Genomic DNA, 12,119 nt, shown 5'->3' on the forward strand with positions numbered 1-12,119 from the left:
CACGGCGCCCGCCTCGTGCTGGCGCTCGAGGTAGCGCTCCGCCTCGGCGAGCGCGCGCAGGCGCGTGCGCAGCATCACCGCCTCCTCGCGCATGCCGCGCTCGCGCCCGATCCCGAACAGCCGCAGGACGAGCGGTGTCGTCGGCGCCTGGACGAGGATCGTCATCAGCACGGCCCCGAACACGAGATCGATCAGCTGCTGCCGGTACTCCCACTCCCGCGTGACGGACAGCGCGAGAACGATCGCGACGCCGCCGCGCAGTCCGCCCCAGCTGAGGATGCTGATCAGCCCCCTGCGCGTGAGGAAATGAACCTTCTCCATGATCGGCAGCGAGATCGAGATGAACAGGGCGCGGGCGATCAGCATCGCCAGCCAGACCACGATCACCGGACCCGCGATCCGGAACAGCCGCCAGGGCGCTGTCTCCAGCCCCACGAGCAGGAAGATGATCGAATTGGCGACGAAGGCGGCGTACTCCCAGAACGAGACGACCGCGACGCGCGTCGAGGCGGACATGCCGTACGTGGCGCCCACGTTGCCCGACAGGATGCCGGCCACGAGGCAGGCGATGATCCCCGAGGCGTGCGCCTGCTCCGCCAGCAGGAACGACCCGAACGCCGAGATCGTCGTCAGCGTGATCTCGATCAGGTGATCATCGATCTTCGATGTGAGCCAGGAAAGGCCGAGACCGAGTGCTCCGCCGATCAGGACCGCCCCGAAAATCTCCCAGGTGAGAAAGCTGAGAATCCAGCCGAAGGTGATCGTCCCGTGGTGGGGGTCGAGGCCGAGCGCGGTCATCACCACGCCGAAGGCGACGATGGCGATGCCGTCGTTGAGCAGGCTCTCCCCTTCCATGATCACCGCCAGGCGCTTCGGCGCCTTGACCTCCCGTAGCATGGCCAACACCCCGACCGGGTCGGTCGCGGCGAGGATCGTCGCCGCCACGAGCAGGAGCTGCCACGGCTGGGTGCTGCCCAGCCCCGAGAGCACGAGCCAGGTCAGGCCGAAGGTCAGCAGCGTCCCCACGGCGACACCGGGCACCGCCAGCATCAACACGGTGCGCCACGTCTCGATGAAGTGACGCAGCTCGAGGTGGAACGCCGCCTCGAACACGAGGGCCGGCAGCAGGATGGTGAACAGGAGCTCCGGCGTCAGGTGCAGCCCCGGATCGAACTCCGGAAAGAAGTGGTCCCTCGCGACGGCGAACGCGAGGCCCACGAAGACGAGCGAGACCGTGTACGGCAACCGGAACCGCCGCGCCGCCATCCCGACGATGCTCGCCAGCAGCAGCGCGGCAACGATCGCGAGTTCGACGCTCATGGCGCGCGAAGGATAACAGATACGGCCGGCGAGGGAAGTCTCCCTGGAGCTCCGGACACACCCGCCACCGCGTGTCGATTCGGCTCTCGACGAGAGGCCCAACCATCTGGTATCGAAAGGGCCTACCGGGGCCCGAGCGGCCGGCGGGTCCCACGTTCCGCCCCGCCGTCACGGCCGCTGCCGGCCGGCCCCACCGGTTGGCGGGAACGGCGGCTGGACCCCGGGGAAAGGGCGAACGGCGTATCTATTGGGGCGGATGTCGGATGCGGCCCGGCGTGCGGTCTCCCCCGGGAGCGGGCCGATGAGTTCAGGAGAGGGCATGGAGCGGTGGGCCTCGAAGCCGCGAGCCGGTAGCGGACGCCGGGCACGCTGCGGCGCGACGCGAAGGGAGTGGCCCCGCCCTTCCCCCGGCGCGCCGCTGGGCGTGGACCTCGCCGCGCGCCCCGGGAGTCGGCCGGACGGGGCACACGAGGACCGGTCGGACTCGAGGCGCCCGTGCTTCGCCGCCCCCGGGGCGCGGGACCGGATGCTCCGGATCTCGGCCGGTTTCGCCGCCCAGCTCCAGGGGACAGGTCCGCCGTTGCCGAACGATGAACGCGCCGCCCCGCTCCGTGGGGAGGTGGGGAGTGCCCCGTCCGAGGGACGCGGGGCGCCGGGACCGAGCAAGGAGTCTCGCCGTGCGATGACCGGCTTCGAGCGCGGTTGACGAAGCGCGACCGATGGTTGACCCGACGCAAGATCGAGACCGCCCGAACTCGGCCTCCGAGCCGACGCAATCCGTCTCTCCCGGATCAGCGATCCCCATCCTTCCGCTCCGCCGGGGCACTCTCTTTGCCGAGCGTTATCGAGTGCTCCGAAAAATCGGCAGCGGCGGAACGGCGGAGGTCCACGAGGTCTTCGATCGTGTTGCCGGGGAGCGGAGAGCGCTCAAGGTGCTGTTCCCGCGGCCGGACGACGACGGCACCGGCCTCGAACGGTTGCGCCGGGAACTGCGCGCGATGCATGCGCTGCGGCATCCGGGGATTCCCCGCGTGTTCGATATCGGCGAGCATGGCGGGTTGATCTACCTCGTCATGGAGCTGCTTCGCGGCGAGTCGCTGCGAGAACGGCTGAAGCAGCGTAACCGCCTGCCGGTGCAAGAAGCTGTCCGGATTCTCGACGGAATCCTCGACGTGCTCGCCGCAGCCCACGCCGAGGGGATCGTGCACCGCGACATCAAGCCCGAGAACGTGTTCCTCGTCCGCGAGCCGTCGGGCGGCGAGCGCGTGGCGGTGCTCGACTTCGGACTTGCCCGGCGTCCGGGCGATCTCCGAATGACCGCGACCGGAACGTTCCTCGGCACTCCGGCCTACGCCTCGCCGGAGCAGGCGCGCGGGGAGGAGCCGACCCCGGCGTCGGACATCTACTCCGCCGGTGTCGTGCTGTGGAGGATGCTCGCAGGATCGACGCCATTCAGGGGTTCGTCGGACGTCGAAACCCTCACCGCGCACGTGCAGCAGCCGCTCCCCTCCCCCCGGAGATCGCTGGCCGGCGCACCGCGCTGGCTGCGCGACCTTGCCGTGGCGATGCTGGAGAAGGACCCGCGGCGGCGGCCACCGGACGGACGCGCCGCCCTCCAGCGCCTGCGCGCCCGGAGGCGGACGCCGCTCTGGCGGCGTGCGGTGCGCAGCGCGGTGCGGCGTCCTGCGCTGCGTGCAGGGCTCGCCTCCGCAGCTGCGGCGGCGCTGCTCGCTCTCGCCCTTTTCCCCGTCCGGGTCGGCGTTTTCGGCACGACGATCGCGGGACGCAGCCTCCTCGGCATACCGGTGTGGCGCACCGACGCGCCCTGGAACCTGGGCCGCTGGGACGTTCCGCTCGATCCGCGGGGGCCGTGGTCCCGCTATCACCTGCTGGGGCTCGCCCAGCCGAAGCACGGACCATACCAGCGTTTCCCGCCGGAGTTTCCCCGCGGTCTGCTGCGGGTCGACCTGTTGACGGGACGTCTCGACGATCCGGGCATCCCGAGGCGGCTCGACGTCTGGCGCAGGGGGAATCCGCACGGCTTTCCGTTCGTCAGTCCCGTGATGCAGGTGATCGGCGTCGCGCGCCTTCCGGTGGGGGTCGCGGACGAGCCGACCGGAATCCTGGCGGCCTGGCGGCACGCCCGGCACTACCCGTTCGCCGTCGAGCTGATGCACGACGATGGCGAGACCGTCCTCTCGTTCGCGCATCCCGGGCACCTCGGGATTTCGGAGGGGTCGCACGAAAGGCCGCTGGTGCTGAAGGGCGATCCGCCGCTGCTGATCTTCTTCGGAATCAATAACCTTCTCGGCTCGCGCTCCGTCGTCTTCGCGATCGATCCGACGAAGCCCGGAGCGCCGGCGTTCCCGCCGTTCACCACGACGATGCTGGTGGCGCCGGGACGGCGCGCGGAGTACTACACCCCGCTGAGCCGGCAGGGGATGCTCGGGCCGCGGCTCGAAGATGGAGCCCTCGTCGTTCCGTTCGGCGAACGGAGGATGCTCAGGTTGGACGCGAGGACCGGCGTGCCGCTCGACCCCGAGGATCGCGGCGGCCTGTCCGCCTCGGCCTGGGCCTTCCGGCGGCAGGAGCTGATGCGCCTCCTCGAGCGGGCGGCGCTCGCCCGAACCCTCGGCGACATCCGAGCCGCGGCGGCGGCGCTCGAAGCGTACGCCTCCGGCGCCGAGCCGGCGCGCGCGCTGGCCGGCGTCGCGCTGGCGCGCGCGGCCGAGCTGCGGCGCGAGAGTGACGACCTGCGGCAGGGTCTCCGCGACGCTCGCGAGGCGAAGCGGCTCGAGCCGCTGATGCCGGGTCACATGCTGCTCGAGATCGACCTCCTCGCGCGCCTCGGCGCGGGCAGGAAAGAGATCGATCCCCTGATCGAGCGGCTCGTCGAGAACGGCTATGCCGATCAGCTCGCGACGGCCGGGTTCGCCTACCTTCTCGGCGGCCGCACCGGCAAGGCGCTGGCCATCTTCGAGCACGTCGACGAGGGGGCGACGGGGCACACCGACTGGAATGCCGGCCTCGTCGCCGCGTCGGCCTATCTCCACGACGCCGAGCCGGAGCGCGCGCGGGTCGTCATCCACGACCGCAGCACGTACTTCGCGAGAATCGACGGCCGCGATCCCACGTTCGATTTCCTGGCCGCCCTCGCGGCGGTGATCTCCGATCCGCCGCGGCCCCAGGAGGCGGCCGAGCGCCTCGCCCCCCACACTACCGGCTTCGGCGGAGGGGCGATGGCTCCGATCGTCCCGCTGCGCGCGCTCCTCGCCGCCTGGGGCGCCGGCCCGCCCGTCTCCGACGCCGCCGTCGACGACGCCCTGGAGCGGCAGGAGCTGGAGGCGAAGCGCAGCCTTCGCAGCCTGTACTGGCTCGCCTGGGCCCGCGCGCTCGCCGCCCGCGCCGCGCTCGAGAAGGGCGACCGCGCGCGCTTCCGGCGGCTCGCAGAACAGCTCGACGGCAGCCGCGGGCTGGGTCCGTGGACGGAGCGCCTGCTTCCGGGGCTCCGGCCGACCGCCGCGACCCGCCGCTCGCCGGGGAAGCCCGACCCCTTCGACGGGTGACCACGGCTGCGGAGGGCCGGCCGGTCACTCGGACGTGCGCGGCTCGACGATCCGCGACAGCAGGTCTTCCCGCCCCTCGATCCGCTCGAGGTGCGGATAGCGCGGACCGTGCGGGACCGCGACGTCGATCGTCCGGACGAACTCCTCCTGCTCGACGACGAACTCGAGCGCGGCGGCGTCTCCCGACGACTTCGCCGCGGCCTTCAGCGCGTCGAGCAGGCGCTCGCGCGTGTAGCGCCGGCCGGCGACCGCGTAGACCCGCATGCCGGGCGCGAGGCCGGCGGCGTCGGCCGGGCTGCCGGCGATCACATCCTGGACGGCGCCGTCTGCGTCCACCGTGAGGCCGAGGCTGGAGGTCAGGTTCACTCCGCGTTCGCCCTTCTTCCGCGGGCGCCCTTCGGCGAACTCGTTCGGTTCGTCGTTGTAGACGAGGCGCCAGCCGGCGCGCTCGATTCCGTCGAGCGGCGGATCCTCGCGCACCCGCTCGACGCGCTCGGCGAAGAAGGTGCGCCAATCGTACGGTTGGATCTGCGAGAGGGCGGCGACCAGGTCGTCGAACGTGTAGCCGCGGACCTCGGCGGGACCGGCAGGCGGTCCGAAGAACGCGCGGCAGAAGTCGTCGAGCGAGCGGTCCCCGCCGCTTTGCTCGCGGATCAGTGCGTCGACTTCGAGCCAGAGCAGCACGCCCTCGGGATAGAAATCGACGCTCCGCCGCCACGAACTCCACGCCGCCGGAGAACCGTAGAGCGTCTGAGCCGCCCGCGCCGTGTCGGCGAGCGGCCGCCAGCTCCGTCCCGGCCGCTCGGCCATCCGCGCCGCGGTGGCGGCGAGGTCCTCGCGGAACTGCTCCGGCGTCCGCAGCCCCGAGCGGGCCGTCAGCACCGCGCCGAGGTAGCTCGTCAAGCCCTCGTAGACCCAGAGGAGGCCGGTGTCGATCGGCTGCTGGTAGTCCGGCACGACCATGCCGGCGGGGCGGCGGTACTTGCCGTTCCAGGAGTGGACCAGCTCGTGCGGGAGCAGCCCGGCGCGGCGGACGAGCCGATCCGGCTCGAGCCAGGTTCGCTCCGGAAGCCGGTCGTCCGAGGAGGCGTGGTGCTCGAGCCCGAAGCTTTGCACGTGATCGGAGAGCGTGACGAGGAAGTCGTAATGCCGGTGATGCGGCGCGCCGAACAGCGCGAGCGCCTCGCGGACGAGGCGCGCGTGCTTCGTCACGACGTCGTCCGGAAAGCGGAGGGCCGCCGGATCGTCGGCGGCGACGTTCAGGATGTAGGGAACGGGATCGTCGGCCAGCCGCTCGCTGCGCAGGTACTTGGCCGCGAGTACGGGCGAGTCGATCAGGGTCGTCAGCGACACCGGCTCGAACTCGACTCGGTCGCCGTCCCTGCGGACCGCGCGGAGGGCGCTGGCCGTTTTCCACCCGGCCGGGACGATGAGGCCCGGCTCGATCACCAGGTCGTCGGCCGCGATCCCCTCCGGGTACACGAGCACCTGGTTCCAGGAGATCACCGCCAGCGCCGGCGTCGTCGAGGCCCCGGCCGAGTACTGCCCGCCGTCGACCGCCAGGTAATCGAGCGAGACCTCGAGCCGATCGGCGCCCGGCGGCACCGTGACCTCGAAGGTGTAGGGATCGTGCGGATCGCGCCGCCACTCGAGACGGCGGCCGTCCGCCTCGATCACGATCCCGGCGAGATTCGTCACCGGACCGCTCGGGGCGTGCTCGCCCGGAATCCACTTCGGGTAGAACAGCCTCAGTAGTCCCGGCGCGACGGGGATCTCTTCCCGCGCGTGGAGCAGCTCGCGCGGCGCCTCACGTGCGTCGACCGTGAGCGAGATCGGCTCGCCGGCGCGCGCGGCGGCGACGACCGGCAGGGCAGCGAGAAGGAAGAGCGAGGACAGCAGCGAAGCGCAACGTTTCGGTCCCATGCGCCTCAGGATAGCATCACAGCGGCCCGCTGAACGGCGCCGGGCGGACCGGGCCGCGTCGACCTCTCCCGATCAGGCTCGCTCGATCCCCGGAGGCCCCACGGCAAAGCCGATGCTCGAGATCGCGGGGAGACCCGAGGCCTCGCCCTCCTCCCGCGCGATCTCCTGCGCCGCCTCGATCACCCGCTGCGGCCCCGACAGGACGAACCGTGCGCCGGGCACGGGCCGCGCCTGCCGGCGCAGCTCGCGCAGCAGCCGTCGCGCCTGCACTTCGGGGCGCAGGGTGCGACCGGACTCACAGTGCGGGCAGGGCTCGGTGAGCCGGGCGGCCAAGGGCAGTCCCCGGCGCTGCCGCGTCACCTCGGCGAGACTGAACTCCGACAGCCGCGTGAAGCGGGTCTTCAGGCGGTCTTTCGCCAGCACCCGCTCGAGCGCATCGTTCACGGCCCGGCGGTGGTCCGGATCACGCATGTCGATGAAATCGACGACGATCAGCCCCGACAGATTCCGCAGCCCGATCTGGCGTTCCAGCTCGGCGACGGCGGCGAGGTTGGTGCGCACGGCGGTCTGTTCGAGGTCCACCGCCCCGGTGTCGCGGCCGGAGTTGATGTCGACGGCGACGAACGCCTCCGTCTCGTCGATCACCAGCCGTCCCCCGCCCGGCAGCCGGACCTCGCGTGCCAGTGCCTCGTCGAGCGCGCGCTCGAGCCCGAACGCCTCGACCGCCGGGAGCGGCCCGGTGTGCCGGCGGCGCGGCGGGAGCGGCACGACCGACTCGGCCGCGGCGCGCTCGACCGCAGCGAGCAGCCCCTCCCCCTCCACGACGATCTCCCCGATGCTTCCGTCGAGCCGGTCGCGCAGAAACGCGAGCAGCGGCCCGTCCTCCTGCTCGAGAACCGCGGGAGCCGAGACCGCCGCGGCCCGGCGCTCGATTCGGCGCCAGCGATCGGCCAGACGGGTCGCCTCCGCCTGCAGCACCTGCTCGTCGAGCCCGCGGGCCGCGGTGCGCACGATCAGCCCCGTGCCCTGCGGCTCGAGCCGTTCGAGAATCGCGCGAAGGCGATCGCGCTCTTCGGCCTCGCCGATCCGGCGGCTGACGCCACGGTGGGTGGATCCCGGAACGAGCACCAAAGACCAGCCGGCGATCGTCACGTTGGGCGTGGCGCGAGCGCCTTTTCCGCGGTCCGCCTCTCGCACGATCTGCACCATCAGCTCGTCCCCGGAGGCGGGCGGCTCGCGCTCGCCTCCCGGCGGATCCCAGACGGTGAAGGCGTCACGCTCGAAACCGACGTCGACGAAAAGAGCCGAAACCCCCGGCACCGACCGCGTCACCCGGCCCTTGACGATGGCTCCGACCCACCGGGCCGCAGCGGCGGGGTAGACGGCCAGCTCCATCACGCGGCCCCCTTCGATCGTCGCCAGCCACAGCTCGCCGAGATCGTGGGCGGCGACCAGCGTCCGTGGCGCCGCGACCCTGTCCGGCCGGTCGGGGGGCCGCATCGGGGACTCCGCTCAGGACGCCCTGGCGAGGCGCCCGGCCACCAGCGGCGAGACGAAGCGGCCGGACACTTCCGCGAGGAGCTCGACCCGCTCGACACGCGCGGCGGCAGCCGCCTCGGGACCGGCCACGGCGGCGATGACCTCGGCGGGGCGGGGCGAGCCGGCCGGTCCCATCGCCAGCGTGAACGCCAGCGCCCCGTCCGGTTCCACCTCCATGTCGACGACGCCGGCGCGGATGTCGACCGTCCTCGTCTTGCCCTTCCGCTCGCGGCGCACCGGCACCGATTCCGCCGCGAGAAAGCGCTCGACCCCTTCCTCGAGGCGCTCCCGCGGGACGGAGTCGAACTCGGCCCGGTACCGCGCGCGCCGGATCACGTCCTGGAGGGCAGCGGCCGGCTGGTGGAGCTGGACCACCGCCGTCACGCGCAGTCCTTCCGGGGTGACCGCGTTGACAGCGGCCACGAAGCGCTCCGGATCGAGCGGTGTGTGCGTTTCGATGTCGGCGAACTCGGCGCGCGAGGCGATGCCGAGCCCCAGCGCGGGCGACAGCGCCAGCTTCGGGCGCGGCTTGAAGCCCTGGGTGTAGGCGAGCTGGACTCCCGCCCGGCGCAGCGACTGCGCGAGGGCGCGCACGAGGTCGAGGTGTCCGAGGAAGCGGCTCCGGCCGAGCTTCTCGAAGCGGATCCGGTAACGGTAGGTGGGACGCGCCGGGACCTCGGTGGCCGCGGGCGCCTCCTCGCTCCGGCGCGCCGCCCGCGGGACGGCGGGAAGATCCGCCGATCGCTTTCGGGCGACCACGCCCTTCACGCACTCCTTGGCGAACGGAGCGCATCCGGTGCAGTGTTCGGGACCGCAGGGCACGACCGTCGCCGCCGCGAGCGCCCGCTCGTACTCCCGCTCCAGCCAGCGCCTCCGGACGAGCGGATCGACGACCTCCCACGGCAGCGCCGCCGAAAGCGGCAGCGCCCGGGTGGCCCAGGCGTCCGCGTCGATGCCCTCCTCCCGAAAAGCGTCGCGCCACAGGTCGATCCTGAGGTGATCGGCCCAGCTGTCGAGCACCGCGCCCGCGCGGAATGCCCGCAGAATCGCGCGCGCAAAACGCCGGTCGGCGCGCGAGAGGACGCCCTCGAGCCATGAGGCCGACCGGTCGTGATGCCGGAACTGCACCCCGCGCGGCAGCCTCCGGCGGATCCGTTCCTGCTTGGCGGCGAAGTCGTCTTCCGACTGCATGCCGCACCACTGGAACGGCGTGAACGGCTTCGGGACGAAGGTGGAGGCCGACATCGTCACCTTGACCCGCGGGCCGCCGATTTCCCGTCCCTGGCGGGCGATCTTCCCGGCGAGATCCACCGCCGCGTCGACATCGGCCATCGTCTCGGTCGGCAGGCCGATCATGAAATAGAGCTTGATCAGCTTCCAGCCGGCGGTGAACGCAAGCCGCGTCGCCTCGAGAATCTGCTCCTCGGTGAGGTTCTTGTTGATCACGTCACGGAGCCGCTGGGAACCGGCTTCCGGGGCGATGGTGAACCCGCCCTTGCGCACCCGCCGGAGCTGCTCCGCCAAGGTCTCGGTGATCGTGGTCGCGTGCATCGATCCGAGCCCCACCGAGATCCGCTTCGGCTCGAGCTCGTCCATCAGCCCGGTGAGCAGCGGCTCGATCGATCCGTACTCGCCGGTGTTGAGCGAGGAGAGCGAGAACTCGTCGTAGCCGGTGGCTTCGAGCGATCGCCGCACGCCCTCGTGCACCCTGGCCGGATCGCGCTCCCGCGTCGGCCGGTAGACATAACCGGCCTGGCAGAAGCGGCATCCGACCGGGCAGCCACGCATGATCTCGAACGAGACGCGGTCGTGCACGATCTCGGCGTGCGGCACGACGATCCGCTCGGGGAACGGGAACTCGTCGAGATCGTAGATCACCGCCCGCCGGACCGGATGCGGCGCCCCGCTCTCCTCGCGCGGCTCCGGGATCAGCATCCCCAGCTGCGGCTCCGGCCGCACGTCGTACAGCGCCGGCGCGTACCATCCCTCGAGAGAGCGGGCGATCTCGGCCACGACCTCGCGTCGCCCGGCGCCGGCGGCGAGAAGTTCCTCTCGCTTGCGGATCATCGCCGGCAGGGCCCGTTCGGCGTCGCCGATCAGGATCAGGTCGAAGAACTCCGCGAACGGCTCGGGGTTGAAGACCACCGGCCCGCCGGCGAGCACGAGCGGGTCGTCCTCCTCCCGCTCCGCCGCGGTCAACGGAATCCCGCCGCGCTCGAGCATCGCCAGGACGTTGGTGATCGTCAGCTCGTACTGCATCGAGAAGCCGACCAGGTCGAACTCCGACAGGGGCCGGCGGCTCTCCAGCGTCACGAGCGGCAGGTCTCCCCGCCGCAGCTCGGAAAGCAGGTCGATCCACGGCATGAACGCCCGCTCCGCCGCGACCCCTTCCATCCCGTTGAGGAGCGCGTAGAGGATGCGGAAGCCGAGGTGCGACATGCCGATCTCGTAGATGTCCGGAAAGGCGAGCACGACGGAGGTCCGCACCTCCTCCGGGCGCTTGACCACCGAGTTCCATTCGCCTCCGATGTAGCGGGTCGGCTTCTCGACCCGGGACAGCAGGCTGTCGAGGGCGGAGAGATAGCGGGGGCGGTCCGGCCAGGGGCGGGGCATGGCGTCGTCCTCGGTGGCGGGCCTCGATCCGGAAGGGGTGGCAGCGGCCGCCGCGATGGATGGATGCGGTTCCGCGATAGGATAGCCACTCTGCGGCGGGCCGCTCAAGCCGGCCCGCCCGGTGGAGCGCACCGATGAGACGGGCGGTCGTGCTGATCACAGGAGCGGCCGGGGAAATCGGCCACGAACTGATCCGGCGCCTGGCGGACGAGGAACGGGCGCCGATCGTCACCATCGACCTCCGGGAGCTGGACGAGGAGCTGCGACGGCGGGTCCAGCGGGCCGTGACCGGCTCGATCCTGGACCGGCCGTTGCTCGACGCCCTGCTCGCCGAATACGAGGTCGACCGCATCTTCCACCTCGCGGCCCTGCTGTCCACGCGGGCGGAGTTCACCCCCGTCGCGGCGCACGAAGTCAATGTCGAGGGAACGCTCAACCTGCTGGAGTTCGCTCAAGGGCAGGCGCGGAGCCACGGCCGCCGGGTGATGTTCTTCTACCCCAGCTCGATCGCGGCCTACGGAACCAGCCGTGCCGAGGACGGCGGGCGGGCTTTGCGCGAGGAGGAGGCGAACCGGCCGATCACGATGTACGGCTGCAACAAGCTCTACTGCGAGCATCTCGGCCGCTACTACGCGCGTCACTACAAGCAGCTCGACGCCGTGCCCCATGCCGGCCTCGTCGACTTCCGCTCGATCCGCTTCCCCGGGCTGATCAGCGCGACGACGGTCCCCTCCGGCGGCACCAGCGACTACGCGCCGGAGATGATCCACGCGGCTGCGCGGGGCGAACCCTACCGCTGTTTCGTTCGGCCCGACACCAGGATCCCGTTCATGACGATGCCGGACGCCGTCGAGGCGACGCTGCGGTTCGCGCGCACGCCCGCGGAGAATCTCACGCAGCTCGTCTACAACATCAGCGCCTTCAACCCCAGCGCCGAGGAGATCCGGGAGTTGGTCATGCGCGCGTTTCCGTCCGCCGACATCACCTTCGAACCGGACGAGAAGCGCCAGGCGATCGTCGACTCCTGGCCCGCCGCCGTCGACGACTCCGCCGCCCGGCGCGATTGGGGATTCGCTCCGAAGCACGATCTCGAGCGGGCCTTCGACGAGTACTTGATCCCGGAGATCGCCCGGCGCTACTCGTGAGGCCGGTGCTCCG

6 protein-coding genes are annotated in these 12,119 nt (G+C 71.5%); 2 read left to right on the forward strand and 4 right to left on the reverse strand.

The window, feature by feature from the left end:
- Positions 1 to 1,320 (reverse strand): sodium:proton antiporter (locus tag D6718_12395; GenBank protein ID RMG43355.1); only part of this gene is annotated, 1,320 nt, incomplete at its 3' end.
- A 719-nt stretch (positions 1,321 to 2,039) separates the two neighbouring features.
- Between D6718_12395 and D6718_12400 the strand changes: the two genes are divergently transcribed.
- Entirely contained in the window at positions 2,040 to 4,886 is a 2,847-nt protein-coding gene (locus tag D6718_12400) for a serine/threonine protein kinase (GenBank protein RMG43356.1), read from the forward strand.
- A gap of 24 nt (positions 4,887 to 4,910) precedes the next feature.
- Here the strand turns inward: D6718_12400 and D6718_12405 are convergent, their stop codons facing one another.
- The 3 genes from D6718_12405 to D6718_12415 form a co-directional block, all read right to left on the reverse strand.
- On the reverse strand, positions 4,911 to 6,809 hold the full coding sequence (locus D6718_12405) for a M61 family peptidase (protein RMG43357.1): 1,899 nt from the start codon (positions 6,807 to 6,809) through the stop codon (positions 4,911 to 4,913).
- Between the two features lie 72 nt (positions 6,810 to 6,881).
- Positions 6,882 to 8,309: a hypothetical protein gene (locus D6718_12410; GenBank protein RMG43358.1), complete on the reverse strand. Its 1,428-nt coding sequence runs from the start codon at positions 8,307 to 8,309 to the stop codon at positions 6,882 to 6,884.
- A 12-nt stretch (positions 8,310 to 8,321) separates the two neighbouring features.
- Complete coding sequence (locus D6718_12415; GenBank protein ID RMG43359.1) at positions 8,322 to 10,961, reverse strand: TIGR03960 family B12-binding radical SAM protein; 2,640 nt, start codon at positions 10,959 to 10,961, stop codon at positions 8,322 to 8,324.
- A 134-nt stretch (positions 10,962 to 11,095) separates the two neighbouring features.
- On the opposite strand from D6718_12415, the gene D6718_12420 reads away from it, so the two are divergent.
- On the forward strand, positions 11,096 to 12,106 hold the full coding sequence (locus D6718_12420) for an NAD-dependent epimerase/dehydratase family protein (GenBank protein RMG43360.1): 1,011 nt from the start codon (positions 11,096 to 11,098) through the stop codon (positions 12,104 to 12,106).
- The last annotated feature ends 13 nt before the right edge of the window (positions 12,107 to 12,119 follow it).

Source organism: Acidobacteriota bacterium, assembly GCA_003696075.1.
GTDB lineage: Bacteria > Acidobacteriota > Polarisedimenticolia > J045 > J045 > J045.